We start from the raw sequence: 26,411 nt of genomic DNA, 5'->3' as shown, positions 1-26,411 counted from the left end.
GCGCCGTGCGCACCATCGATTTCTGCACTAGCCGACAAGAGCCCCATGACCAGCCAATTGCCTGATCTGAAACTGCTGAAGATCTTCGTCGCCGTGGTGCGCCATCAGGGCTTCGCTGCCGCACAGCAGGAGCTGAACCTGTCCACCTCGGCCATCAGCACCTACATGAGCCAACTGGAAAGCCAGCTCGGCATCGTGCTCTGTCATCGCGGCCGTGGTGGCTTCAGCCTGACCAGCAAGGGTGAGCTGTTCCATCAGGAAACCTTGCGCCTGCTCGGCGAGCTGGAAGGTTTCGAGCGCTACTCGGCGGCGCTCAAGGGCGAGTTGCGCGGCACCCTCAACCTCGGTGTGCTGGACTCTACCGTCAGCGATCCGGCCCTGCCCTTGGCCGAGGTGATCGGCGCCTACAGCCAGGAGCATCCCGGCGTGCACCTGCACCTGTCGGTGATGAGCCCTTACGAGTTGCAACTGGCGGTGCTGGACAACCGCCTGGATCTGGCCATCGGTGCCTTCTCCACGCGCATGAACGGCCTGGTCTACCAGCCGCTGTACCGCGAGCAGCACTGGCTGTACTGCAGCGAGCGGCACGCGCTGTTCGCCCAGCGGCGCATCCCGGCAGAGCTGATCACCCAGCAGCGCATGGTCGGCCGCGGCTACTGGAGCCAGGCCGAGCTGGCTCGCCATGGCTTCAAGCACAGTGCGGCGACGGTGGAGTCGATGGAGGCGCAACTGATTCTGGTGCTGTCCGGCGCCTACATCGGCTACCTGCCGGAACACTACGCCCAGCACTGGGTGGATCTGGGACGGCTGCGTGTGCTGTCGCCTGCGACCTTCGGCTATCAGGCACCGTTCTCGTTGATCCTGCGGCGCGGCCGCGCGCGTGAACCGCTGATCCAGACCTTTCGCGATCTGCTCAAGGCGCAGCTCAATCCGGGCGATCGTTAAAGTCCTCTGGCTATCGGTCGAAAGCCTGGAAGCCACTGTTCATCAGGGGTTACGACTAATCGACGATTAGCGATCCTCTGGCGCTGTGCTACTACTTAAAAAGTTGTAATTCTGACCCCACCGAGATCGCCCATGCGCCAGAATTTGCCTGTGACCCAGCGTGAACGCACCTTTGCTGCCGATGAACGCCTCATCTCCACCACCGACATGGATAGCCGGATCACCTACTGCAATGACGCATTCGTCGCAATCAGCGGTTTCACCCGCGAAGAACTGATCGGTCAACCGCACAACCTCGTACGCCATCCGGACATGCCGCCCTCGGTGTTCGGCCATATGTGGGACACCATCAAACAGGGCAAGCCCTGGATGGGTATCGTCAAGAACCGGGCGAAGAATGGCGATTTCTATTGGGTCAGCGCCTATGTCACGCCGGTCTACGAGGGGGGACGCATGGTCGGTTACGAGTCGGTGCGCTCGCTGCCCACCGAGGCGCAGAAGCGCAGAGCGGAAGCACTCTACGCCCGCCTGCGTGAAGGCAAACCTGCCGTGCCGGCCTTCGAGCGCTGGACCTACAGCCTGGTGCGCTCCTGGCCTTTGATCCTGGCAGCGGCGGTCATCCTGGCAGCCGAAACCGTCATGACGGATTGGCTGCTGGTCGGCTTCACCTTCGCCATGATGGTCGCTCTGGGCGCCTACCAGTTGCACCGTACCCGGGCGCTGATCATGCGTACCCTCGACGAGCACCCCAAGGCCTTCACCAGTGAACTGGTGGCCCTGACCTACACCGATAACCGGGGCGCTCAGGCACTGCTCGATCTGGCCATGATCAGTGAGGAGGCGCGTCTGCAGACCGCGCTGACCCGTCTGGAAGATGCCGGCGAGAACGTCAAACGGCGGGCGACGCAGGCTTCCGAACTGGCCAGTGCCGGGGCCGGCCTGCTCGATCAGCAGCGTGCCGAGACGGATCAATCGGCCACCGCCATCAATGAAATGGCCGCCACCATTCAGGAAGTGTCGCAAAACGTGCAGAACACCTCGAATGCCGCCAGCGAGGCGGATCGTCTGGCCCAGGAGGGGCGCGACCTGGCCAACGGCAGCCTGGACTCCATGCGGCAGATGGCCCAGGCGGTCACCGATATCGGTCAGGCGGTCAACGAGCTGGCCAATTCCACCCAGTCCATCGGCAGCGTGGCGGATGTGATCACTTCGATTGCCGAACAGACCAACCTGCTGGCGCTCAATGCGGCCATCGAGGCGGCCCGTGCCGGTGAGCAGGGCCGGGGCTTCGCCGTGGTGGCCGATGAGGTGCGTTCCCTGGCCTCGCGTACCCGTGAATCCACCGAGCAGATCCACCAGATCATTTCCGCTCTGCGCGCGGGGGCCGATCGCGCCGTGGCCACCGCTTCGCGTGGCGAGGAGATCTCCCGGGGCAGCGTGGACAGCGTGGAGTCGGTGAAGAATGCGCTGGAGGGCATCAGCGAAGCGGTGAGCCGCATTTCCGGCATGAGCCAGCAGATGGCATCCGCTTCCGAGGAGCAGAGCCACGTGGCCGAGGACATCAGCCGGCAGATCACCCGCATCGCCCAGCTCTCGGAAAACAGCGCGTCGCAGGCCCATCAGGGCGCGGCCATCAGCCGTGAGCTGGAAGAGATGGCCGACTATCTGCACAGTCTGGCGGAGCGTTTCAACCGCTGAAGGGAACCTTTAAAAACTACCTACGTTGCCATCGCTACGTTAAAAACAGGCTCGTGCGCGAGTCCGAGCTAGGCGCCCCCATCAAAAATGTTCATTTACAACGCGTAAACCCGAGTGCGGGCCCAGTGCTTTTTCGCCTGTTTTTGCGGGGCCGCCATCGGTATTGCGCTGGCTGCCTCGCCTAGGTTTTTAGAGGTTCCCTGACGGCACTGGCGGATGCAATTCGGGCAAGGCTCCCGGATTGCATCCGGGCTACGCCTGCGGCCGGCGTTCATGGCACACTGCGCGGCATGTCTCGTCCGACCTGTTGCCGCTGCCAGCGCCCGCTCAGCCGTTGCCTGTGCCCGCTGATTCCCGATCTCGATAGCCAGACCCGGTTGCTGATCCTGCAGCACCCGAGCGAGGCTGCGCACGCCCTCAATACGGCGCGCCTGGCGGCGCTGGGCCTGCGCAATGCCGAGTTCAGGGTGGGCGAGGTATTCGACGAACTGCCGCAGTGGCTGGCGCGGCCGGGGTATCAGGCCTGTCTGTTGTTTCCAGGCGAGCACGCCGCGCCTCTGGCGCCACGCCAAGCAGGGCAATTGCCGTTGCTGTTGGTGGTGCCGGACGGCACCTGGCGCAAGGCGCGCAAGCTCTTGCATCTCAATCCGCTGCTGGCGGCCTTGCCGCGTGTCAGCCTGAGCAATGCGCCGACATCGCGCTACCGCTTGCGCAAGGCACCGCAGGCGGACGCGTTGTCGACCATCGAAGCCATCGTCAGCGCGCTGGAGACGCTCGAAGCGCCGAGCTGCTTCCAGGCGCTGCTACGGCCCTTCGATGCCCTGATCGAAGGGCAGATCGCGGCCATGGGCGAGCAGACCTACAGACGTAATCACGTCAGGGACTGAGCCTGGCGCTCAGGCGGCGAAGCGCTGCTCCAGATAGGCGATGATCGCCTTGGACTCGTACAGCCAGGTGCTCTGGCCGTTTTCCTCGATGCGCAGGCAAGGCACCTTGATGCGACCGCCTTGCTGTTCCAGCGCCTGGCGATGCTGGGCGTCGTGCTTGGCATCGCGCAGCTCTACCGGCAGGTCGAGGCGGTGCAGGGTGCGCCGTACCTTGACGCAGAAGGGGCAGGCGCGGAATTGATACAGCGCCAGGTCGGCCGTGGCGCGTTGCACCTCGGCCTGGGCCTCGGCACTGCGTTTGAGCTTGCGCGGGCGGCTGATCCAGTCGGCGAAGATCACCAACTGACCCAGGCCATTGCGAAGGGCCTTGAGCAACATGTTCGGACTCCTGAAATGCGAACGGCCGCGCGCAGGGCGAGCGGCCGGGGAAGGGCTCAGCGAACCAGATTGAGGAATTCGCCGCGGGTCGCCGGGTTGCTGCGGAACTCGCCGAGCATCACCGAGGTGACCATGGAGGAGTTCTGCTTCTCCACGCCGCGCATCATCATGCACATGTGCTGGGCTTCGATGACCACCGCCACACCCAGGGCGCCGGTGACCTGCTCGATCGCCTCGGCGATCTGCCGGCTGAGATTTTCCTGGATCTGCAGGCGGCGGGCGTACATGTCGACGATACGGGCCACCTTGGACAGGCCGAGCACCTTGCCGTTGGGCAGGTAGGCGACATGAGCCTTGCCGATGAACGGCAGCATGTGATGCTCGCACAGGGAATACAGCTCGATGTTCTTGACCAGCACCATCTCGCTATTGTCGGAGCTGAACAGGGCGCCGTTGGTGACTTCCTCCAGCGTCTGCTGGTAGCCGCGGCAGAGGTACTGCATGGCTTTGGCGGCACGCTTTGGCGTGTCCAGCAGACCCTCGCGGGAGACGTCCTCGCCGAGCTGGCCGAGGATGGCGGTGTAGTGGTTTTCCAGGGACATGGCGCTTCCTGTTGAGTAACGAAGGGCGCAGGGTAGGGTGCCGCTGCGTGCCTGGCAAGGGCGATCAGTATTCGTCGCGGCCATCCATCATGGTGCGCTTGAGGATCACGTACACCGCGCCAGTGCCGCCGTGTTTGGCCTGGCAGGAGGTGAAACCGAGCACCTGTGGATGCTGGCGCAGCCAGGTGTTGACGTGGCTCTTGATCAGCGGTTTGCGCCCGTCCATGCGCGCGGCCTTGCCGTGGGTCACGCGTACGCAGCGCACTTCCAGCTTGGTGGCCTCGGCGATGAACTCCCAGAGGGTGTCTCGCGCTTTCTCCACGCTCATGCCGTGCAGGTCGAGGCTGCCGTCGAAGGGTATCTGGCCGAGCTTGAGTTTACGCATCTGGCCTTCCTGCATGCCGTTGGCGGCCCAGTACAGGGCGTCCTCGGCGCCGACGTCGATGACGAACTGATCGGACAGGCCGTCCACCTTGATCTCGCCCTGGCTGATGGTCGCCGCCTGGCGCAAGGCGCCCAGTTGCTTGCGATCAGCTTTGGGCTTGCCGGTATCGGCGCGGTCGTACTTGATGGGCTTAACGCCACGCAGTTCGGCCTGGAAGAGGGAAAGATCGTCGTCTTGCATGGAAGGGCTCCGCGAATCAGGCGGCCATTTTATGGCCTGCCGCTCCTGGCGGCCAGTCTGAGGGGCTTGGGGGGCAAGACCAATACCCCAGGCATTCCACGAATGAACCCAAAAAAATTCAGGCAATGTCTTGCCTTTCAGTCACGCTTCTTCAGCAAGTGAGGAGACATGTCCAGCCCACCCGGCCGGCGTAGGCGGCGCCGGCAACGGCGCCAGAAGGCGATCCCGGCCCAGAACAACAGCAGACCAAGCCCCAGAACCACCAGTGCTTCGCCAACGGTGTCGTTGAGCGAGCCAAGGCGCGGAGCGCGCCCGGCCAGGGAGGCGACGCCGGCCATCGCCAGGAGCGTGCCGAGCGCGGCGAACAGCGCGCCCAGGGCTGCGCCGATACGCAAGCGCCAAGGCTTGGCATGGCGCGGGCGCAGCCGGCTTGCATCGAAATCGTCGGACAGTTTCATTGCGGCCTTCCTCGCAGACTGTCGGCGGTAAGACCCCACAGGCCTTACCGGGGTTCCGCACTGGTGGGCACCTCTAAAAACTACCTGCGTTGCCATCGCGGCGTTAAAAACAGGCTGGAACGCCAGCCCGGTCAAATGCTCATTTACAACACGTAAACCCGAATGCGGGCCCAGTGCTTTCTTCGCCTGTTTTTTGCGGGGCCGCCATCGGTATTGCGCTGACTGCCTCGCCTACGTTTTTAGAGGTGCCCTGGTGGGCCTGCAGCTCAGACCAGCGACTTGGCGTTTGGCACCAGGGTGGCGAAGTTGTCACCCAGGGCGATCATCTCGATCCGGTGCACTTCGTCAGCGGCGATCACGCTGCCGTCCGGTGCCGGCAGATCACGGGTGGCGCAGGCGGCATCGACCAGAGTACAGCGATAACCATAGTCCTTGGCAGCGCGCACCGTGGTGCTGATGCTCGAATGGGTCATGAAACCGCAGACGATGAGGTTCAGATGGCCGAGGCTCTGCAGGCGGTCATGCAGCTCGGTACCGGCAAAGGCGTTGGGTAGGCGTTTTTCCACCACGATCTCGCCGGGTAGCGGCTCGGCTTCCGGCAGATGGCGGCCGCGTGGGCCGCTGGGGTCGAGCAGGCCGCCGGGAATGCCCAGGTGCTTGACGTGGACGATGGGCGTGCCGGCACTGCGCGCGGCGGCCAGCAGCGTGGCGATCTCCTCCAGGGCGGCATCCAGGCCCGGCAGGGCGAGCACGCCGCTGCGATATTCTTCTTGAGCATCGATGATCACCAGGGTCGCATTGCTCAGGCTGGCCGCTGCATGGCCACGGCCGGTGAGCTGGAACATGGTTTGCGGACGGGACATCTCGGGCTCCTGGTCGATGGTGATGATGTGCCATTGTCCGCTTGCCAGCGCGGGATGTGAACCTCTTGCGCGGCATTACTTGCTGAGGTAAAGAGCAAGGGTGGTTCGGAACCTGCCAGGAAAGCAGGTGGTCACAGGCAAAAGGAGTTGCTCATGTCCTTCATCTCTCATCTATCCCCCTATCTCTGGCTGCTGTTCTCGCTGGCGGTGTCCATAGCGGTGCTGCGTGAGTTGCGGCGCCCGTCGCAGGAGCGACGTTCGTCTTCCGAGCGCGAGTAAGCGGGCACAGTGTGATCCGGTTGGGCTAGACTGCGTGATTTTTTCACCCGGAGGCTGCCCATGACCGCTCCCAACACCCGTTTACGCACCCTGCGCGACTATATCCGCTGGGCTGTCAGCCGCTTCCAGGCCAATCAGTTGTTCTTCGGCCATGGCACCGACAATGCCTGGGACGAGGCGCGTCAACTGGTGCTCGGTGCCCTGCATCTACCCTGGGAAATCAACGATGCCTACCTCGACTGCCGGCTCGAGGATGACGAGCATGCCCATCTGCAGGCCTTGCTCAAACGTCGTATCGAGGAACGTGTGCCCACCGCTTACCTGCTGGGCGAGGCCTGGTTCTGCGGTTTGCCATTCATCGTCGACGAGCGCGTGCTGGTGCCGCGTTCGCCCATTGCCGAACTGATCGACCGGCATTTCGCCCCCTGGTTGCCCACCGAGCCGGCGCGGGTGCTCGACCTGTGCACGGGTTCCGGTTGCATCGGCATCGCTTGCGCCTACGAGTTCCCCGAGGCGGAAGTGGTGCTGGCCGACCTGTCGTTCGACGCGCTGGAGGTGGCCAACCAGAACATCGAGCATCATGGCCTGCAAGAGCGCGTCTATTGCGTGCAGGGCGACGGTTTCGCCGGACTGCCGGGGCAGCGTTTCGACCTGATCGTCTCCAACCCGCCTTATGTCGACGCCGAGGATTTCGCCGACATGCCCGCCGAATACCAGCACGAGCCGGCCATGGGCCTGGCCTGCGGCGACGATGGCCTGGATCTGGTGCGGCGCATGCTGGCCGAGGCGGCCGATCATCTGACCGAACGTGGTGTACTGATCGTCGAGGTGGGCAACAGCCAGGTGCATGTCGAAGCGCTGTACCCGGAGGTGGACTTCACCTGGCTGGACTTCCAGCGCGGTGGTCATGGTGTGTTCCTGCTGGCGGCCAAGCAGTGCCGGGAGCATCAGGCGCTGTTCCGTTCGCGCCTCGCAGGCTGATTCCCCGGTGCGCACGGCGCACCCTACGGTAGAGCGAACACAGAGCGTAGGGTGGATGTCGCTTTTCACATCCACCAAAACGGTGGATCGATAAAGCGCGATCCACCCTACGGTACTTGGTGCGCACGGCGCACCCTACGGGCGTTGCGGATGACGTAGGGTGCGCTGTGCGCACCACGAGTCTCTAACGCGTGGCAATCCAGATCAGCAGCCCGGCCTGAAACAGGCTGAAGGCCACCAGGCAGGTGATGGTGAAGCGCAGGCTGCTGTCTTCACGTTTGAGACGATCCACGTGTGCCTGCAGCTTGCGCAGCGCTTTGTCCTGCTCCTGCAGGTTCTGGTCGGCCTGCTGGAGCATGGCCGCCGCGTCCAATGGTTCGACGATCTGCACCTTCTCGGTGTGCCAGTCGCCGTGCAGCGAGCTGACCCGCGGCGCGCTGTAGAAAGGCTTGAGCTGCAGCGGATCGCTGTACTCGATGGTGAAGCCCTGCGCCTTCAGTGCGTGATCGCGGCGGGCGATGGCGGCTGCGTTGAAGTTGTCCTTGGTTGGCAGGGCGCCGCCTTCGACGCTGTAGTGGGCGAAACGCTTGCGCGCCCAGGTGATGCCCTGAGCCAGCATGAAGCGTCCCAGGCCTCGGTTGGCCGGCTCGACGCTAAGGCCCTTGTCCGGGCCGAAGCGCACTTCCTTGAGCTGGTGGTCGGCCCAGACTTCCAGCAGATTCTGTTCGCCGTGCAGGCGTTGCCCCGGCACCTGCAGGGTCAGACGCAGCAGGCTGATGCTGCGTGAATGGCGCTCGACCCGGCCAAGCTGGACGAAGCGCAGAGGGCGGGCGCCGGTTTCGCGATCCACCGGCAGGGGCGCCAGGCGCAGCAGCTTGAAGTGCTCGGCCGGCAGATTGGCCCAGGGATGAGTGCTGGGCGCTTCGCTGGCGGCTTCTTCAGCAGGCGTGGGTTCGGCCTCTGGGGCTGGGTTTTCGCTCATGGGCGTCCTGCGTGTGATCAATGCGTTCAGCGGGTTATCGGCCGTTTTCCTCCGCGCTGGAGCGAATGAAGGTGACGATGCGTTCACCCAGCGCACGGGCCAAGGGTAGCTGCGGATCGTCGTAGGATGCCAGTTGTTCCTTCCAGGGCGCTGGGGTGATGCGCATGACGTGGTTCATGCCGGGGATCAGTGCCAGCTCGGCATCGGGTTTGGCCTGCTTGAGCAGTTCGGCGTTTTCTGGGCTGACCTGGGCGTCGTGGGTGCCCTGCACGATCAGCGCGGGGATGTGCAGGGCGGCGAAGTTCGCCGCCGGATCCTGGCGCAGCAGGCTGATCAGATAGGGCTGCACGCTGGGGCGATAGATCGCTTGCAGCTCTTTGGGCACCTGCGACTGCAGTTTGCCGCGAATCAGATTGGCGAGGATGTGCCGGCTCTCGTCCAGCAAGGGCGGTGGCAGACGCATGGCCAGTTGCATGTCCAGCACCTGGCCGATGGGCAGGGCAGGGCCGGCGATGGACACCAGGGCATCGGCCTGGCCATCCTGCGCGGCCAGGCTGGCGATCAGCGCGCCTTCGCTGTGGCCGATGAGGATGAGCCGGTCGAAACGCGGATCGTCCTTGAGCAGCCTGGCCCAGCCCTGGGCGTCGGCCACGTAGCGTTCGACGCTGAGGTCGCGCTCGTCCGGCGTGGCGGCGCGGCTGGCGGCCACACCGCGCTTGTCGTAGCGCAGGCTGGCGATGCCATGGCGCGCCAGCACCTGGGCCAGTTTCTTCAAGGCGTCGTTGTGGCCGCCTTCGGGGTTGTTGCCGTTGCGGTCGGTGGGGCCGGAGCCAGCGATCAGCAGCGCCACCGGCACCGGCTTGTCGCTCTGTGGCAACAGCAGGCTGCCGTACAGGGTGCCCTGGTCGGTGTCGAGGCTGATGGGCAATTGCCGGGTGGTGCTGGCCTGGGCCAGGCCGGTGATCAGGGTGAGGGTCAAGAGCAGGGCTCGTAGCATGATGAGGTGGCTGTAGTGGCAGACTGGCATTGGACGTATCCGAACGGCCAAGGTTCGGGATGAACTGCAAGTTCTCGGCAGGTATACTCGCCCACCTTGTGAATCGGGCCTGCGCAGCGCCAGGCCTGAGCTGAATTTCGCGGAGCCTCGTCCCATGTCCGGCAATACCTACGGCAAGCTGTTCACCGTCACCACCGCTGGCGAAAGCCATGGCCCGGCCCTGGTCGCCATCGTCGACGGTTGCCCGCCGGGCCTGGAGCTGTCGCTGGAGGACATGCAGCGTGACCTTGACCGGCGCAAGCCGGGCACCAGCCGCCATACCACGCAGCGCCAGGAAGCCGACGAGGTGGAAATCCTCTCCGGGGTGTTCGAGGGCAAGACCACCGGCTGCGCCATCGGCTTGCTGATCCGCAACACCGACCAGAAGTCCAAGGACTATTCGGCGATCAAGGACCTGTTCCGCCCGGCCCACGCCGACTATACCTACCACCACAAATACGGCATCCGTGACTACCGTGGCGGCGGCCGCAGCTCGGCGCGGGAAACCGCCATGCGCGTGGCGGCCGGCGCCATCGCCAAGAAGTACCTGGCCACCCAGGGCATCGTCGTGCGTGGCTACATGAGCCAGCTCGGCCCCATCGAAATCCCGTTCAAGACCTGGGACAGCGTCGAGGACAACGCCTTCTTCAGCCCTGATCCGGCCAAGGTGCCGGAGCTGGAGGCCTACATGGATCAACTGCGTCGCGACCAGGATTCGGTCGGTGCGAAGATCACCGTGGTCGCCGAAGGGGTGATGCCGGGCCTCGGCGAGCCGATCTTCGACCGCCTCGATGCCGAGTTGGCCCACGCGCTGATGAGCATCAACGCGGTCAAGGGCGTGGAGATCGGTGCCGGTTTCGCCTGCGTCGCCCAGCGCGGTACCGAGCACCGCGACGAGCTGACCCCGGAGGGTTTCCTCTCCAACAACGCCGGCGGCATTCTCGGCGGTATCTCCAGCGGCCAGCCCATCGTCGCCCACCTGGCGCTCAAGCCGACCTCCAGCATCACCACGCCGGGGCGTTCCATCGACGTCGACGGTAACCCGGTGGACGTGATCACCAAGGGCCGTCACGACCCCTGCGTGGGCATCCGCGCCACGCCGATCGCCGAGGCGATGATGGCCATGGTGCTGATGGATCATTTGCTGCGGCACCGCGCGCAGAACGCCGACGTGCGCGTGACCACGCCAGTACTGGGCCAGCTATGAGCAGCAAGCTGCAAGCCACAAGCTGCAAGTTACCAACGGCGGTGCCGATGCTTCTGCTTGCCGCTTGAAGCTTGTCGCTTATGACTGCTTCTCTGCCGTATTGGCGCCTGTCCGGCTTCTATTTCTTCTACTTCGCCCTGCTTGGGGGGACAGCGCCGTTCCTGGCACTGTACTTCGACCACCTGGGTTTTTCCCCGGCGCGCATCGGCGAGCTGATCGCCATTCCCATGCTGATGCGCTGCCTGGCGCCGAATCTGTGGGGCTGGCTGGGCGACCGTAGCGGCCAGCGCCTGTTGATCGTGCGTTTTGGCGCACTGTGCACCCTGGTCTGCTTCGCCGGCATCTTCCTCGATCAGAGCTACGCCTGGCTGGCGCTGATCATGGCCACCCACGCCTTCTTCTGGCACGCGGTACTGCCGCAGTTCGAGGTGATCACCCTGGCCCACCTGCGCGAGCAGGCCGCGCGCTACAGCCAGATCCGCCTGTGGGGCAGCATCGGCTTCATCGTCGCCGTGGTCGGCCTCGGCCTGCTGTTCGAGTGGCTGAGCCTGGATGCCTACCCGGCGGCGCTGGTGGTGATCATGGCGGGTATCGTCGTCAGCAGTTTCTGGGTGCCCAATGCGCAGCCCTTGCAGCGGCCGAACACGCCTGAGCAGGGCGGCTTCCTGCGTCAGTTGCGGCGTCCGGGGATTGCCGCGTTCTACCTCTGCGTCGGCTTGATGCAGTTGAGCAACGGCCCGTATTACACCTTCCTGACCCTGCACCTGGAGGGCGTCGGCTACAGCCGGGGCGCCATCGGCCTGTTCTGGGCGCTGGGGGTGGTGGCGGAGATCGTCCTGTTCCTGCTGATGGCGCGCCTGCTGCAGCGCTATTCGCTGCGCAGCGTATTGCTGGCCAGTTTCCTCATCACCGCCGTGCGCTGGCTGTTGCTGGGCAACCTGGCCCAGTACCTGCCGCTGCTGTTGTTGGCGCAGTGCATGCACGCTGCCACTTTCGGCGCCTTCCATGCTGCCTGCATTCACTTCGTGCAGCGCAGTTTCGCCGACCGCCAGCAGGGCCAGGCTCAGGCGCTCTATGTCAGCCTGGCCGGGATCGGCGGCGCCCTCGGCGCGCTGTACGCTGGTTATAGCTGGAAGGGCCTGGGCCCGGCCTGGACCTTCGCGATCGCCAGTCTGGTAGCCTTGCTCGCAGCCATCATCATCGCCACCCGTCTGCCGCCCGAGCGGCCCTGAACCGAGTGACCCCTTCATGAGCAGCCTCGCCGTCCACCTGCATACTTCACCGGAACTGCCGAACAAGGTACTGAACCACGCCGATGACATCGCCAGCACCCTGGCGGCGGTGGGCATCGACTATCGCCAACTGGAGCTGCCGGCCGCGCTGCGCCCCGGCTGCGAGCAGGCCGAGTTCGACGCGGCCTATGGCCTGTGGCTGCAGGCCTTGATGGGTGAGCAGGGCTATGTGTGGCAGGAGTTGTTCAACCTGCAGCGCAACCACCCGCAGAAGCTGGAGCTGCGCGCCCGTCATCTGGACGAGCAGGTGCAGGGCGCGACCAGCGCCTGGTTGTTCCTCGCCGGCTTCGCCCAGCTCAGCGTGCATCTGGATGGCCATGTGTACGTGCTGCAGGGCGAGCGTGGCGATCTGCTGACCTTGCCGGCCGGCACCCGCCACTGGTTCGACCTGGGTGAGGAGCCGCATGCCCTGGTGCTGCGCCTGAGCGCCAGCGACGAGGCGCCCGCGCTGACGGGCGAGGAAATCGCCAGCCGTTTCCCGCGGCTGGGGGATTGAGGGGGAACCCGGGCCGGGCGCCGGCTATCCTAAGAGGGCAAGCCTTCACACAGGAGTGTTCTCATGGGCTCTACCCTCAGCAGCCTGATCGGCCTGGCCATCTTCGCCCTGGATATCTGGGCCATCATCAACGTGCTGAAAAGCAGCGCCGAAACCGGCATCAAGATTCTCTGGGTGCTGCTGATCCTCCTCCTGCCGGTGCTGGGCCTGATCATCTGGGCACTGGCCGGGCCGCGAGGTAACGTGCGGCTATGAGGTGCCTGTGGCTGCTGGCGTTGCTGTTACCGCTCGGCAGCGCCGCAGCAGGGGCGGACGACGCCTGGCAGGCCCTGCGCGAAGGCCGCGCGCTGTTGCTCATGCGTCATGCCACGGCGCCGGGCACCGGGGACCCGGCGAACTTTCGCCTGGATCAGTGCGCCACCCAACGCAACCTCGATGCCCAGGGGCGCGCCGAAGCACGGCGCTGGGGCGAACTGCTGGCGCGTCAGGGCATCGAACGGCCGCGCATCCTCAGTAGTCGCTGGTGCCGCGCGCGGGATACCGCCAGCGGCCTGCAGCTTGGCCCGGTGCAGCCGCTGGCGGCACTGGATTCCCTCTTTCAGCAGCGTAGCGACGGTGCCGAGCAGACCGCCGAGCTGATCCGCACGATCAATCAATTGCCGGCCGATGCGCCTCTGGTGCTGGTGTCCCATCAGGTCAACATCACCGCCCTGACGGGGATCTTTCCCGCCTCCGGCGAAGGGCTGATTCTCCCCTTGCCGCTAAGTCCGCGCGCCCAGCCGCTGGCACGCATTCCGGCGCCTTAGTCGCGTTGGTGCACGGATACCCCCGCAGCGAAGGTTTCCCGTACCGCGCGGTCGTCGCCGAGCATGGTCAGGGCGAACAGGCGTTCCTCCAGGCTCCTGGCCTGCTGCATGCGGTAACGCAGCAGCGGCGTGGCGTGGTAGTCGAGGACGACGAAGTCGGCATCCTTGCCCGGCAGGAAGTTGCCCAGTCGGTCGTCCAGGTACAACGCATGGGCGCCGCCCAGGGTGGCCAGATACAGCGATTTGAACGGATCGAGTTTCTTGCCCTGTAGTTGCATCACCTTGTAGGCCTCGTTGAGTGACTGCAACTGGCTGAAGCTGGTGCCGGCGCCCACGTCGGTGCCCAGGCCGACGCGCACGCCATGGCGTTCCAGCTTGTTCAGGTCGAACAGACCGCTGCCCAGGAACAGGTTGGAGGTGGGGCAGAAGGCCACCGCCGAGCCGGTCTCGGCCAGGCGCTGGCACTCCTCGTCGCACAGGTGCACGCCATGGGCGAACACCGCGCGCGGGCCGGTCAGGCCGTGGTGGTGGTAAACGTCCAGATAGCCCTGGCGCTCGGGGAACAGCGCTTTCACCCACTCGATCTCCTGGCGGTTTTCCGATAGGTGGGTGTGCATGTACAGGTTCGGGTACTCGCTCAGCAGCTTGCCGGCCAGCTCCAGTTGCTCAGGCGTGCTGGTGGGGGCGAAGCGCGGGGTGACGGCGTAGTGCAGGCGGCCCTTGCCGTGCCAGCGTTCGATCAGCGCCTTGCTCTCGGCGTAGCCGCTTTCAGCGGTGTCGCACAGGTAGTCCGGGGCGTTGCGATCCATCAGCACCTTGCCGGCGATCATGCGCAGGTCGAGCTTTTCGGCCTGCTCGAAGAAGGCGTCCACCGACTGCGGATGCACCGTGCCGAACACCAGGGCGGTGGTGGTGCCGTTGCGCAGCAGCTCGGCGAGGAAGATCGCCGCTACTTCGCTGGCATGGGCCTTGTCCTCGAAGCGGCGCTCGGTGGGGAAGGTGTAGGTGTTGAGCCAGTCCAGCAGTTGTTCGCCGTAGGAGGCGATCATGCCGGTCTGCGGGTAGTGGATATGGGTGTCGATGAAACCGGGGGTGATCAGCGCGTCGTGGTAGTGCCGGATCTCCACGCCGGCCAGCTTCGGCAACAGCACTTGCGCCGCGCCGACCTGGGCGACCTGGCCATCCTCGATCAGCAGGATGCCGTCCTCGAAGTACTGGTAGGAACCCTCGACGCCGATCTGCGCCGGGTCGGCGAGGCTGTGCAGGATGGCAGCGCGATAGGCCTTGCGGGTGTCACTCATGGTTCAAATCTCATGCGTAGGGTGCGCTGCGCGCACCGAAGAATTGGGTGATGGTGCGCACGGCGCACCCTACGGGTTGCGAGTCGATCAGGAGCGGCGCGAGGCCGGCAGCAGCCTGGCGATGCTGGATTCGCCCTTCTTCACGTCCTGACCAAAGGTGGCGTTGTAGTTGGCGATCACCTCGCCGGCGATGGACACGGCGATCTCCATGGGCAGCTTGCCTTTGACCTCGGGCAGGCCCATGGGGCAGCGCATGCGCGCCAGCGTGGCATCGTCCAGGCCGCGTTGGCGCAGGCGGTGCTCGAACTTGACGCGCTTGGTCTTGGAGCCGATCAGCCCGAAGTAGGCGAAGTCACCACGTTTGAGGATGGCGGCGCTCAGTTCCAGATCCAGCCGATGATCGTGGGTCATGACGATGAAGTGGCTGCCAGGGGGCATGTTCGCCACTTCATCGACCACTTCGTCTTCGACGATCTTCTGCACGCCGGGCGGCATCTGCTCGGGAAATTCCTGCTCCCGCGCGTCGATCCAGCGTACCTTGCACGGCAGGCTGGCCAGCAGCGGCACCAGCGCGCGGCCGACGTGGCCGGCGCCGAACACGGCGATCTGCGCTTGCGCTTGGCCCATGGGCTCGAACAGCAGCACGGTGGCGCCGCCACAGCACTGGCCAAGGCTGGCGCCGAGGGCGAAGCGCTCCAGGCGGGTGTCCTGGGTGCGGCTGGCGAGCATCTCGCGAGCCATGGCCATGGCCTTGTATTCCAGATGGCCGCCGCCGATGGTTGCAAAGATGCGCTCGGCGGTGACGATCATCTTCGAGCCGGCATTGCGCGGCGTCGAGCCGCGCTCTTCGATTATGGTCACCAGCACGCAGGGCTCGCCCTTGTCCTGCAGCTCGGCGAGAGCGCTGATCCAGCTCATGAGCGGCAAGCCTCAGGTTGCAAGCACACTTGATTCATGCACTCACCTCGCTGCTTTCTTGAACTTGCGGCTTGAAGCTTGCCGCTTGTAGCTGCTGCACGCCCCATAGCACGCGCTCAGGCGTGGCCGGGGCGTCGATCTGCGGTTGCACCTTGTAATCGGCCAGGCTGGCCACGGCGTCCTTGATCGCGCACCAGGCGGCGATGCCGAGCATGAACGGCGGCTCGCCGACGGCCTTGGAGTGGAACACGGTGTCCTCGGGATTCTTGCGGTTTTCCACCAGCTTCACCCGCAAATCGAGGGGCATGTCGGCGATGGCCGGGATCTTGTAGCTGGCCGGGCCATTGGTGAGCAGCTTGCCCTTGTCGCTCCACACCAGTTCCTCGGTGGTCAGCCAGCCCATGCCCTGGACGAAGGCGCCTTCCACCTGGCCGATGTCGATGGCCGGGTTCAGCGAGTCGCCAACGTCGTGCAGGATGTCGGCGCGCAGCATGCGGTATTCGCCGGTCAGGGTGTCGATCAGCACTTCCACGCAGGCCACGCCGTAGGCGTAGTAGTAGAAGGGCCGGCCGGCGGCCTTGTCGCGGTCGTAGAAGATCTTCGGCGTGCGGTAGAAGCCGGTGGAGGACAGCGACACCTGGCCGAAATATGCCTGCTGGATCACCTGCTCGAACGACAGGTAGCGGTCGCGCACGCGCACCTGGCCACCCTTGAACTCTACATCCTCGGCATACACGCGGTACTCGCGCTGGAGGAACTCCACCAGGCGTTGCTTGATGGTCTCGGCGGCATTCTTCGCCGCCATGCCGTTGAGGTCGGTGCCACTGGAGGCAGCGGTGGGCGAGGTGTTGGGTACCTTGTCGGTGTTGGTGGCGGTGATCTGGATGCGCGCGATGTCCACCTGGAACACCTCGGCGACGATCTGCGCCACCTTGGTGTTGAGCCCCTGGCCCATCTCGGTGCCGCCGTGGTTGAGGTGGATCGAGCCATCGGTGTAGACGTGGATCAGCGCGCCGGCCTGGTTGAGGAAGCTGGAGGTGAAGCTGATGCCGAACTTCACCGGGGTCAGGGCCAGGCCCTTCTTCAGCACCGGGTTGGCGGCATTGAAGGCACGGATGGCTTCGCGCCGCGCGGCGTAGTCGCAGCTCTGCTCCAGCTCGGCGGTCATCTCGTGGATGACGTTGTGCTCGACGGTCTGGTGGTAGTGGGTGAGGTTGCGCTCGCTCTTGCCGTAGTAGTTGAGCTTGCGCACTTCCAATGGGTCCTTGCCCAGGTGGCGAGCCACGGCGTCCATCACTTCCTCGATGGCGAGCATGCCCTGCGGGCCGCCGAAGCCGCGGTAGGCGGTGTTGGAGGCGGTATTGGTCTTGCAACGGTGGCCATTGATGGTGGCGTTGCCGAGGAAGTAGGCGTTGTCAGCATGGAACATGGCGCGGTCGACGATGGCGCCGGACAGGTCGGGTGAGTAGCCGCAGTTGCCGGCCAGGTTCATCTCGATGCCGTGCAGCAGGCCGTCATCGTCGAAGCCCACGTCGTATTCGACGTAGAAGGGGTGGCGCTTGCCGGTCATGCTCATGTCTTCCATACGCGGCAGGCGCATCTTGGTCGGCCGCCCGGTGAGGTGCGCGATCACCGCACAGAGGCAGGCGGGGCCGGCGGCCTGGGTTTCCTTGCCGCCGAAGCCGCCACCCATGCGGCGCATGTCGATGACGATCTTGTTCATCGGCACGCCGAGCACCTCGGCCACCAGCTTCTGCACCTCGGTGGGGTTCTGCGTCGAGCTGTACACCAGCATGCCGCCGTCTTCGCTGGGCATCACCGAGGCCACCTGGGTTTCCAGGTAGAAGTGCTCCTGGCCGCCGATATGCAGCGCGCCTTTGAGGCGATGCTTTGCTCCGGCCAGTTCGCGGGCCGAGTCGCCGATGCGGTGGGTGTGGCTGGCGAGTACGAAGTGCTTTTTGCGCAGGGCTTCGACCACGTCGAGCACCGGCTCCAGGTCTTCGTATTCGACGATGGCGGCCATGGCTGCCTGACGCGCCGCCTCCAGGCTATCGGCGGCCACCGCCAGCACCACCTGGCCGACGTACTCCACCTTGCCATCGGCCAGCAGCGGGTCACCGGCGAACACCGGGCCGATGTCCAGTTGCCCCGGTACGTCGTCCTTGGTGATGGCGATGGCCACGCCGGGAATCTCGTAGCAGGGGCGGGTGTCGATGCGCTGGATGCGTGCATGGGCGCGTTCGGACTGGCGTGCATAGACGTGCAACTGGTTGGGGAACTCCAGGCGGTCGTCGACGTACAGCGCCTCGCCGCAGACGTGCTTGTCCGCGCTCTCGTGCTTGACGCTGCGGCCCACGCCGCTGGTCATGCCGGCGCGGAACAGCTCGGCCAGTTCGTCCTGGGGCTTTTCGGCGGCGTGCTTAGACATGGGCGGTCACTCGGGTGGCAATGGTGGGGGCGCTCAGTTCGAGGAAGCACTTGCGCAGCAGGTTCTGCGCCGTGAGCAGGCGGTATTCGCGGCTGGCGCGAAAGTCCGAGAGCGGGGTGAAGTCTTCCCCCAGTGCGGCGCAGGCGCGCTCGATCAGGGCCTGGTCGAAGCGGGCGCCCTGCAACGCTTTCTCGCAGGCGCTGGCGCGTTTGGGAATGGCCGCCATGCCGCCGAAGGCGATGCGCGCTTCGCGCACCACGCCCTTTTCGAGGGTCAGGTTGAAGGCGGCGCAGACGGCGGAGATATCGTCGTCCAGGCGCTTGGAGACCTTGTAGGCGCGCAGGGTCTGGTTCGGCCGTGCGCGCGGCACGATGATCGTCTCGATGAATTCGGCTTCCTGGCGCGCGGTGACCTTGTAGTCGAGGAAGTAGTCCTGCAGCTCCAGAGTGCGCCGCTGGCCGTTGCGGTTGAGGACGATCCGCGCACCTAGGGCGATCAGCAGCGGCGGGGCGTCGCCGATGGGCGAGGCGTTGCCGATGTTGCCGCCCAGGGTGCCCTGGTTGCGGATCTGCAGGGAAGCGAAACGCTGCAGCAGCTCGCCGAAGTCCGGGTATTCCTCGGCCAGCACCCCATGGCAGTCGGAGAGGGCGGCGGCGGCGCCGATCTCGATGGCGTCGCCCTTCACCTCGATGCGCTTCATTTCTTCTATGTGGCCGACATGGATCATCACCGGCAGCGGGCGGTGGAACTGGGTGACCTCCAGGGCCAGGTCGGTGCCGCCGGCCAGCAGACGGGCCTGTGGGTTGGCGGCGTAGAGCTCGGCCAGGTTGGCCACGGTCAGCGGCAGCAGGCAGCGCTTGTCGGCGCTGGCCAGTTCGGCGGTTTCTCGTGGGGCGATGGCCTTGAGACGGGCCAGGGTGTCGGCTTCGCTGGCATCGAACTGGTCCGGGCGGCGCTGGCTGCAGGCCTGCTCGGCGGCATCGATGATCGGCCGGTAGCCGGTGCAGCGGCAGAGGTTGCCCGCCAGTGCCTCCAGCGTGGCGTGCTTGTCGTAGCTGCTGCCGTTCTTCTGCAGGGCGAACAACGACATGACGAAGCCGGGGGTGCAGAAACCGCACTGCGAGCCATGGCAGTCGACCATCGCCTGCTGCACGTCGTGCAGCTTGCCCTGGTGCTTGAGGTCTTCTACGGTGATCAATTGCTTGCCGTGCAGGCTGGCGACGAAGGTGAGGCAGGAATTGAGGGTGCGATAGCGCAGACGCTCATCGACCACCTCGCCGACCACCACGGTGCAGGCGCCGCAGTCACCGGAGGCGCAGCCTTCCTTGGTGCCGGTCTTGCGCAGGTGCTGGCGCAGGTACTCGAGCACGGTGAGGTTGGGATCCAGGGCGTGCTCGGTGCGCAGCTCCCGGTTCAGTAGAAACTGGATCAAGGTGACCTCCAGGCGTTTTATTCTTCTCGGTCATCGGTTTGCAGATGGCGAGCACGCGGCAAGGCCCGACTGGTTGACCTTGCGGCAATCTAGGGTTTTCTGACTTTTTGGTCAATATTTTTTGACTTTCAGGTCAGCTCCGCGGCGGCGATTCGATTGCAGGAATGCTAGCGGCTTTCGTGCCGGGGTGGTGGTGTGTGGATGTAAATGGAAAGGTCAGGCGTGGTGGGTATTTGGGACTGGACTGGCAAGTTTGTGTGAGTATGCTTTTGTTTTCGGTGTAAAGCTGCTTATCGTGCTCTGCTGATGGCTCCCGTTTCGCCCCCCGGCGACCTTCTTTTGTCAAACGCCACAAAAGAAGGCAAAAAGGCTTGGCCCCGCCATCCGGCCCCGGCTGCGCCGGGGTTCGTTCGTTCCATCGCTGCTCCGAGGGCCCGCCGCGAAGGGCCATCCCTGGCCAGTCGCGGCTCTCGCGGCATCCATGCCGCTCAACCCTCTACACAACGATTCTACTCACCCTCCTGAAGGGGCCACTCGCGCGCCTGAACAACGGGCACTCCATAGGTTGCTCGGCGTGTTCTTGTGGTTATGAAATCGCGATTGGGTCGTCGAGTTAAACCAATAGTTTCATTCGCGTAGGGCGTACTCGCGGAGCAGTACGCCGTTTGTGGGAGTATTGGACGTGAGCCGTGGCGCCGAACTGGGCATGGCCCGGCGGACTGTTCGCTGGCGCTCCTGAGTCCGCCCTACGGCTGCTCCCATCAAGCGCGTAAGAGTCCCATGGAGTAACCGCAGGTTCAGGCGCGTGCAGAGCCCGCCCAGGAGGGTGAGCGGAATCGTTGTGGAAGAGGTTGAGCGACATGGATGTCGCGAGAGCCGCGATGGGCCATGGATGGCCCACCGCGGCGGGCCTCTGGAGCGGCGATGGAGCGAACGAACCCTGGCGCAGCCAGGGCCGGATGAAAGGGCGGAGGTTTTGGTTACTTTTGCCCCAAAAGTGACTCGCCCGGGAGGGCGAAACCAAAAACATCAACAAAAACGCGGCAATTCGGAACGGACACTCCAAAAAGCAACCGTATTGCCAGTCCGCTATCAACAAGCCCCCACGAAAACCCCGGCCGCAAACGCGGCCGGGGTTTCTGGAGGAGTGGAATGCTTCAGGAGCGGCTCAGTTGCGACTCGCTCAACTGATGCTCTTCCCCCGCATAGTAAGCCCGCACCCTAGGATTCATCACCGCGCGCCAGAGCGGCGGGATCAGCGCCAATACCACCATCCCGGCATAGCCGTTGGGCAACTGCGGGCTGTCGTCGAAATGGCGCAGCACCTGATAGCGACGCTTGGCGTAGGCATGGTGGTCGGAGTGACGCTGCAGGTGAAAGAGAAACAGGTTGGTCAGCAGGAAGTTGCTGTTCCACGAGTGACGCACATTGGTGCGCTCGTAGCGACCGTTGTCCAGTTTGCGCCGGTGCAGACCGTAATGTTCGACGTAGTTGACGATCTCCAGCAGGGTGAAGGCCATCGCCGCCTGGCCGAGGAAGAACAGCGCGCCCAGCCAGCCCAGGGCCAGGGTGAAGCCGAGCAGCATCAGCGCACTGAGCGCGTACCACCAGATCAGCTCGTTGCGCCAGTGCAGGGCAGGCAAGCCGCGCCGGCGCAGGCGCTCGGCCTCCAGCTTCCAGGCATTGAGGAAGTTGTGCTTGTAGGCGTGCGGCAGGAAGGCGTACAGGCTCTGGTCGTAACGCGATGACGAGGCGTCTTCCGGTGTCGAGACGTGTACGTGGTGCCCGCGCACGTGCTCGACCTTGAAGCCGGCGTAGCACACCGCGGCCAGCAACAGGCCGCCGGCGTTTTGTTCCAGCGCCGGATCCTTGTGGATCAGCTCGTGCGATACGGTGATACCGATGGCACCCATTACCGTGCCCACCGACATGATCCAGCCAAGCCGGCCGACCCAGCTCCAGGCCTCATAGTTGACGAACACCCAGGCACTCCAGGCCAGCATGCCCAGTAACAGAGGGACGCAAGCCAGAGTCAGTAGACGGTAGTAGCGTTGCGCCTCCAGGGCGGGCACTTCGCTACCTTCTTCGGGGTTCGCCGGGTCGCGGCCGACGATGAAGTCCAGCAGCGGAATCACGCCGAACACCAGGCTGATCACCATCCAGGCCCAGGCATCGGCATGCGCGCTGCCGAGCGAACAGTAGTAGCTGAAGGGGATGCCCAGAACCGGGATCAGCCAGAACCAGTAGCCGATCTTCTTCAGAGTGATCATCCAATGCGAGGGCAGGCGCTCGAACATGGTCGTTTCCTTGCTGTCAGGTTTTTTGTTGTGGCTTTGTAGGATTGTAGGACAAAGATTTTCCGTGACTACCTCTGCAGGCCCGACCTTTAGGAGGGTGATAGCGGTGTCGCGAGGCTTGGCCCGTTACCGCCCTGTGCTACACTCGCCGCCAGCTTTTTCTGGCCCGCCAACCCTGGCGGCCAACCTGTGGGCCGCCGCAGGCAGCGCCAAGCAACGTACCCGGCGTTGTGCGCGTTCGCCCAGCCGTGACAGCGCTCCCAGACTCGAACGACTGCCCCCTGAATCGACGTAAATAAGGAATGTCATGACGTTCAAGGCCCCGGACAGCCTCGCCGAGCAAATTGCCCATCACCTGGCCGAACGCATCATTCGCGGTGAACTCAAGGAGCGTGAGCGCATCCAGGAGCAGAAGGTCACCCAGGCGTTGAACGTCAGCCGGGGGTCGGTGCGTGAAGCGCTGCTGATCCTCGAGCGTCGCCATCTGATCGTGATCCTGCCGCGCCGTGGCGCCCAGGTGACCGAACTTACCCCGCACAAGGTGCAGAGCCTCTACGCGCTGATGATCGAGCTGTACATCCTGCTGGCCCGCGCGGTGATCGAGCGCTGGCAGACGGACAGCGACCTGGCGCCCTTCCTGCAGATCCAGCAGCGTTTGCTGGAAAGCCTGCAGGGCGGCGATATCGACGCCTTCGTCGCGGGCAGCTTCGACGTCATGCGTGCGGCGTTCCCCTTCGCCGACAACCCTTACCTGCAGGAGATTCTGGAAAACCTGTTGCCGGCCATCAGCCGCACCTACCACCTGGCGCTGGAGCGGCGCAAAGGCGAAATGGGCCAGTTCATGGGTACCTTCGCCAGCCTGCTGCAAGCGATCATCGCTCGTGACGAGGTGCGCGCCTGCCAGGTGCTGCGCGCCTATGGCGAGCATAATTGCCGGCTGGTGCTGGCCGCCCTGGCCGAGCGTTGAGCCCAGATGCGCCTCAAGAGCATCAAGCTGGCCGGCTTCAAGTCCTTCGTCGACCCGACGACGGTGAGCTTTCCCAGCAACATGGCGGCGGTAGTCGGGCCCAACGGCTGCGGCAAGTCCAACATCATCGATGCCGTGCGCTGGGTGATGGGCGAAAGCTCGGCGAAGAACCTGCGCGGCGAGTCGATGACCGACGTCATCTTCAACGGTTCCAACACGCGCAAGCCGGTGACCCAGGCCTCCATCGAACTGATCTTCGATAACAGCGACAACTCGCTGGTGGGCGAATACGCTGCCTTCGCGGAAATCTCCATCCGCCGTCGGGTCACCCGCGACGGGCAGAACACCTATTTCCTCAATGGCACCAAGTGCCGCCGCCGCGACATCACCGACATCTTCCTCGGCACCGGCCTGGGGCCGCGCAGCTATTCGATCATCGAGCAGGGCATGATCAGCAAGCTGATCGAGGCCAAGCCCGAGGAGCTGCGCAACTTCATCGAGGAAGCCGCCGGCATCTCCAAGTACAAGGAACGCCGCCGCGAAACCGAGAATCGCATCCGCCGCACCCAGGAGAACCTGGCGCGCCTGACCGACCTGCGCGAGGAGCTGGAACGCCAGCTCGAACGCCTGCACCGTCAGGCCCAGGCAGCGGAGAAATATCAGGAATACAAGGCCGAGGAGCGTCAGCTCAAGGCGCAACTGCTGGCCCTGCGCTGGCAGGGCCTGAACCAGCAGGTGGGCAGCCGCGAGCAGGTGATCGGCGACCAGGAGGTGGCCTTCGAGGCCCTGGTGGCCGAGCAGCGCAGCGCCGATGCCAGCATCGAGCGCCTGCGCGACGGCCATCACGAACTCTCCGAGCGTTTCAACCTGGTGCAGGGTCGCTTCTATTCGGTGGGGGGAGACATCGCCCGCGTCGAGCAGAGCATCCAGCACGGCCAGCAGCGCCTGCGTCAGTTGCAGGACGATCTGCGCGAGGCGGAAAAGGCGCGCCTGGAAACCGAATCGCACCTGGGCCACGACCGCACCCTGCTGGCCACCCTGGGCGAAGAGCTGGAAATGCTCCTGCCCGAGCAGGAGATGACCGCCGCTGCCGCCGAGGAATCCGCCGCCAGCCTGGAAGAGGCCGAGGCCGCCATGCACGGCTGGCAGGAACAGTGGGACGGCTTCAACCAGCGCAGCGCCGAGCCACGCCGCCAGGCCGAGGTGCAGCAGTCGCGCATCGCCCAGTTGGAGCAGAGCCTGGAGCGTCTGAGTGAGCGCCAGCGCCGGCTGAACGAAGAGCTGCAGCAACTGGCGGCCGACCCGGAAGACGCTGCCATTCTCGAACTGAACGAGCAGCTTGCCGCTGGCGAGCTGGAGCAGGAAGCCCTGCACCTGGCCGAAGAGCAGCAGGCCGAGCGCCTGCAGCAACTGCGCGAAGAACTGCAGCAGGCCGGCCAGGCCCAGCAACAGGCGCAAGGCGAACTGCAACGGCTGAACGGCCGCCTGGCTTCGTTGGAAGCGCTGCAACAGGCGGCGCTCGATCCGGGGCAGGGTGCCGGCGAGTGGTTGCGCGAGCAGGGCCTGCAACAGCGCCCGCGCCTGGCCGAAGGGCTGCGCGTCGAGTCCGGCTGGGAGCTGGCGGTGGAAACCGTGTTGGGCGCCGACCTGCAGGCCGTGCTGCTGGACGATTTCGCTGGGCTGGAGTTCTCGACGCTGGAGCAGGGCGAGTTGCGTTTGGCCAGCCCTGCCACGGGCGGTACGCGCCGTGCCGGCAGCCTGCTGGACAAAGTGGAATCGAATCACGACCTGGCGCCTTGGCTGGCCAGCGTGCGCCCGGTGGAGTCGCTGGAGCAGGCCCTGGCCGCCCGTGCCCAACTGGCCGAGGGTGAAAGCCTGATCAGCCGTGACGGTTACTGGGTCGGCCGGCATTTCCTGCGGGTGCGCCGCGCCGCCGAGGCGGACAGTGGCGTGCTGGCCCGTGGTCAGGAGCTGGAGCGTCTGCAACTGGAGCGCGAGGAACGCGAAGCCGCGTTGGCGCAACTGGATGAACGCCTGCTGGGGCTGCGCGACGAACAACGTCTTCAGGAAGAACAGCGTGAGCAGCAGCGTCGCCAAGGCCAGGAGTTGGCGCGGCAACTGAGTGAATTGAAGGCAAAACTCTCCGCCAGCCAGGCCAAGGCCGAGCAACTGGGCCTGCGCCGCCGCCGGCTGCAGGAGGAGTTGCAGGAAGCGGCCGAGCAGCGCGAGATCGAACAGGAACAACTGGGCGAGGCGCGCCTGCAACTGCAGGACGCGCTGGACGCCATGGCCCTGGATAACGAGCAGCGCGAAAGCCTGCTGGCCAGCCGCGACAGCCTGCGCGAGCGCCTCGACCGCGTGCGCCAGGAAGCCCGTCAGCACAAGGATCACGCCCATCAACTGGCGGTGCGCGTCGGTTCGCTCAAGGCCCAGCACGATTCCACCCGCCAGGCTCTGGAACGCCTGCAACTGCAGGCCGAGCGCCTGCACGAGCGGCGCGAGCAACTGTCGCTGAACCTGGAGGAGGGCGAGGCGCCGCTGGAAGAGCTGCGCATCAAGCTCGAAGAGCTGCTCGAACGGCGTATGGCGGTGGACGAGGAGCTACGTCAGGCGCGCTTGGCCCTGGAAGACGCCGACCGTGAACTGCGCGACGCCGAGAAGCGCCGCACCCAGGCCGAGCAGCAGGCGCAACTGCTGCGCAGCCAACTGGAACAGCAGCGCATGGATTGGCAGTCGCTCAACGTACGGCGCAAGGCCCTGGCCGATCAGCTCGCCGAGGACAACTACGATCTACACGGGGTGATCGCCACGTTGCCGGCCGAGGCCACGGAGAGCGCCTGGGAAGAAGAACTGGAGCGCATGGCCGCGCGCATCGCTCGGCTCGGGCCGATCAACCTGGCGGCCATCGACGAATATCAGCAGCAATCCGAACGCAAGCGTTATCTGGACGCTCAGGACGCCGATCTGGTGGAAGCGCTGGAAACCCTGGAAAACGTCATCCGCAAGATCGACAAGGAAACGCGCAACCGTTTCAAGGACACCTTCGATCAGATCAATGGCGGTTTGCAGGCACTCTTTCCAAAAGTTTTCGGTGGCGGCAACGCTTATTTGGAACTCACCGGCGAAGATTTACTCGATACGGGGGTGACCATCATGGCGCGGCCCCCGGGCAAGAAGAACAGCACCATCCATTTGCTCTCCGGTGGAGAGAAAGCGCTGACTGCGTTGGCTCTGGTGTTTTCCATCTTCCAGCTCAATCCGGCGCCGTTCTGCATGCTGGACGAAGTGGATGCGCCGCTGGATGACGCCAACGTCGGTCGCTATGCGCGGCTGGTCAAGGAAATGTCGGCAACGGTGCAGTTCATCTACATCACTCACAACAAGATCGCCATGGAAATGGCCGATCAACTGATGGGGGTCACCATGCACGAGCCGGGCTGCTCGCGTCTGGTGGCAGTGGATGTCGAAGAGGCCTTGGCCATGGTGGAGAGTTGATGCGTCTGCCTGTGTAAAGTTGCCGTTCGTCGTGCTAG

General features: G+C 64.8%; 24 protein-coding genes. 12 read left to right on the top strand and 12 right to left on the bottom strand.

What is annotated here, in order from left to right; genetic code table 11:
- The first annotated feature begins 45 nt into the window (after positions 1-45).
- The 3 genes from PVE35_RS13040 to PVE35_RS13030 all read left to right on the top strand — a co-directional run bounded on the left by PVE35_RS13040 (position 46) and on the right by PVE35_RS13030 (position 3,530).
- Positions 46-945, top strand: coding sequence for a LysR family transcriptional regulator (locus PVE35_RS13040; RefSeq protein WP_277372041.1), 900 nt, complete (start codon positions 46-48; stop codon positions 943-945).
- A gap of 132 nt (positions 946-1,077) precedes the next feature.
- Entirely contained in the window at positions 1,078-2,643 is a 1,566-nt protein-coding gene (locus PVE35_RS13035; protein WP_268183554.1) for a PAS domain-containing methyl-accepting chemotaxis protein, read from the top strand.
- A gap of 290 nt (positions 2,644-2,933) precedes the next feature.
- The gene (locus PVE35_RS13030; RefSeq protein ID WP_277372040.1) at positions 2,934-3,530 is read left to right on the top strand and encodes a DTW domain-containing protein; all 597 of its coding nucleotides are present in this window, start codon (positions 2,934-2,936) and stop codon (positions 3,528-3,530) included.
- 9 nt (positions 3,531-3,539) lie between these two features.
- Here PVE35_RS13030 and PVE35_RS13025 read toward each other — a convergent pair whose 3' ends face one another.
- The 5 genes from PVE35_RS13025 to PVE35_RS13005 form a co-directional block, all read right to left on the bottom strand.
- Positions 3,540-3,908, bottom strand: coding sequence for a glutathione S-transferase N-terminal domain-containing protein (locus PVE35_RS13025; RefSeq protein WP_268183558.1), 369 nt, complete (start codon positions 3,906-3,908; stop codon positions 3,540-3,542).
- 56 nt (positions 3,909-3,964) lie between these two features.
- Positions 3,965-4,510, bottom strand: coding sequence for a GTP cyclohydrolase I FolE (folE, locus tag PVE35_RS13020; RefSeq protein WP_268183559.1), 546 nt, complete (start codon positions 4,508-4,510; stop codon positions 3,965-3,967).
- 64 nt (positions 4,511-4,574) lie between these two features.
- A complete protein-coding gene (locus PVE35_RS13015) occupies positions 4,575-5,135 on the bottom strand; it encodes a Smr/MutS family protein (protein WP_277372039.1) in 561 nt (186 codons plus the stop codon).
- A 137-nt stretch (positions 5,136-5,272) separates the two neighbouring features.
- On the bottom strand, positions 5,273-5,593 hold the full coding sequence (locus PVE35_RS13010) for a hypothetical protein (RefSeq protein ID WP_268183564.1): 321 nt from the start codon (positions 5,591-5,593) through the stop codon (positions 5,273-5,275).
- A gap of 266 nt (positions 5,594-5,859) precedes the next feature.
- Positions 5,860-6,456 carry a cysteine hydrolase family protein gene (locus PVE35_RS13005; RefSeq protein WP_268183566.1) on the bottom strand — a complete coding sequence of 199 codons (597 nt, stop codon included), beginning with the start codon at positions 6,454-6,456 and terminating at the stop codon, positions 5,860-5,862.
- 153 nt (positions 6,457-6,609) lie between these two features.
- Here PVE35_RS13005 and PVE35_RS13000 point away from each other — a divergent pair, with 153 nt between their 5' ends.
- Positions 6,610-6,735 (top strand): hypothetical protein, encoded by a 126-nt coding sequence (locus tag PVE35_RS13000; RefSeq protein WP_268183568.1) that lies wholly within the window; start codon positions 6,610-6,612, stop codon positions 6,733-6,735.
- Positions 6,736-6,795: 60 nt separating this feature from the next.
- Positions 6,796-7,716, top strand: coding sequence for a 50S ribosomal protein L3 N(5)-glutamine methyltransferase (gene prmB / locus PVE35_RS12995; protein WP_268183570.1), 921 nt, complete (start codon positions 6,796-6,798; stop codon positions 7,714-7,716).
- A gap of 184 nt (positions 7,717-7,900) precedes the next feature.
- Here prmB and PVE35_RS12990 read toward each other — a convergent pair whose 3' ends face one another.
- Positions 7,901-8,698, bottom strand: coding sequence for a hypothetical protein (locus tag PVE35_RS12990; RefSeq protein ID WP_277372038.1), 798 nt, complete (start codon positions 8,696-8,698; stop codon positions 7,901-7,903).
- Between the two features lie 34 nt (positions 8,699-8,732).
- Positions 8,733-9,725 (bottom strand): alpha/beta fold hydrolase, encoded by a 993-nt coding sequence (locus PVE35_RS12985; protein ID WP_277372037.1) that lies wholly within the window; start codon positions 9,723-9,725, stop codon positions 8,733-8,735.
- A 124-nt stretch (positions 9,726-9,849) separates the two neighbouring features.
- Here PVE35_RS12985 and aroC point away from each other — a divergent pair, with 124 nt between their 5' ends.
- From aroC to PVE35_RS12960, 5 genes are all read left to right on the top strand, one after another.
- A complete protein-coding gene (gene aroC / locus PVE35_RS12980; RefSeq protein WP_277372036.1) occupies positions 9,850-10,941 on the top strand; it encodes a chorismate synthase in 1,092 nt (363 codons plus the stop codon).
- An 80-nt stretch (positions 10,942-11,021) separates the two neighbouring features.
- Positions 11,022-12,173 carry an MFS transporter gene (locus PVE35_RS12975; protein WP_277372035.1) on the top strand — a complete coding sequence of 384 codons (1,152 nt, stop codon included), beginning with the start codon at positions 11,022-11,024 and terminating at the stop codon, positions 12,171-12,173.
- A gap of 16 nt (positions 12,174-12,189) precedes the next feature.
- Positions 12,190-12,729, top strand: coding sequence for an acireductone dioxygenase (locus PVE35_RS12970; RefSeq protein ID WP_277372034.1), 540 nt, complete (start codon positions 12,190-12,192; stop codon positions 12,727-12,729).
- A 63-nt stretch (positions 12,730-12,792) separates the two neighbouring features.
- Positions 12,793-12,984 carry a PLDc N-terminal domain-containing protein gene (locus PVE35_RS12965; protein ID WP_268183583.1) on the top strand — a complete coding sequence of 64 codons (192 nt, stop codon included), beginning with the start codon at positions 12,793-12,795 and terminating at the stop codon, positions 12,982-12,984.
- Positions 12,981-13,535 (top strand): histidine phosphatase family protein, encoded by a 555-nt coding sequence (locus PVE35_RS12960; protein ID WP_277372033.1) that lies wholly within the window; start codon positions 12,981-12,983, stop codon positions 13,533-13,535. The genes PVE35_RS12965 and PVE35_RS12960 overlap by 4 nt, the downstream gene beginning before the upstream one ends.
- Here PVE35_RS12960 and guaD read toward each other — a convergent pair.
- The 5 genes from guaD to PVE35_RS12935 all read right to left on the bottom strand — a co-directional run bounded on the left by guaD (position 13,532) and on the right by PVE35_RS12935 (position 21,911).
- A complete protein-coding gene (gene guaD / locus PVE35_RS12955) occupies positions 13,532-14,836 on the bottom strand; it encodes a guanine deaminase (protein ID WP_277372032.1) in 1,305 nt (434 codons plus the stop codon). The genes PVE35_RS12960 and guaD overlap by 4 nt on opposite strands.
- An 87-nt stretch (positions 14,837-14,923) precedes the next feature.
- A complete protein-coding gene (gene xdhC / locus PVE35_RS12950) occupies positions 14,924-15,754 on the bottom strand; it encodes a xanthine dehydrogenase accessory protein XdhC (RefSeq protein ID WP_277372031.1) in 831 nt (276 codons plus the stop codon).
- A gap of 34 nt (positions 15,755-15,788) precedes the next feature.
- On the bottom strand, positions 15,789-18,182 hold the full coding sequence (xdhB, locus tag PVE35_RS12945; RefSeq protein WP_277372030.1) for a xanthine dehydrogenase molybdopterin binding subunit: 2,394 nt from the start codon (positions 18,180-18,182) through the stop codon (positions 15,789-15,791).
- Complete coding sequence (gene xdhA, locus PVE35_RS12940) at positions 18,175-19,614, bottom strand: xanthine dehydrogenase small subunit (protein ID WP_277372029.1); 1,440 nt, start codon at positions 19,612-19,614, stop codon at positions 18,175-18,177. Before xdhA ends, xdhB begins: the two co-directional genes overlap by 8 nt.
- A gap of 1,157 nt (positions 19,615-20,771) precedes the next feature.
- Positions 20,772-21,911: an alkane 1-monooxygenase gene (locus PVE35_RS12935; protein WP_277372028.1), complete on the bottom strand. Its 1,140-nt coding sequence runs from the start codon at positions 21,909-21,911 to the stop codon at positions 20,772-20,774.
- 307 nt (positions 21,912-22,218) lie between these two features.
- On the opposite strand from PVE35_RS12935, the gene PVE35_RS12930 reads away from it, so the two are divergent.
- Positions 22,219-22,878 carry a GntR family transcriptional regulator gene (locus PVE35_RS12930; protein WP_268183597.1) on the top strand — a complete coding sequence of 220 codons (660 nt, stop codon included), beginning with the start codon at positions 22,219-22,221 and terminating at the stop codon, positions 22,876-22,878.
- Positions 22,879-22,884: 6 nt separating this feature from the next.
- Complete coding sequence (smc, locus tag PVE35_RS12925; RefSeq protein WP_277372027.1) at positions 22,885-26,373, top strand: chromosome segregation protein SMC; 3,489 nt, start codon at positions 22,885-22,887, stop codon at positions 26,371-26,373.
- The last annotated feature ends 38 nt before the right edge of the window (positions 26,374-26,411 follow it).

Source organism: Pseudomonas sp. AA-38, from assembly GCF_029457475.1.
GTDB lineage: Bacteria > Pseudomonadota > Gammaproteobacteria > Pseudomonadales > Pseudomonadaceae > Aquipseudomonas.
This window is presented reverse-complemented; position numbering and strand designations above follow the sequence as displayed.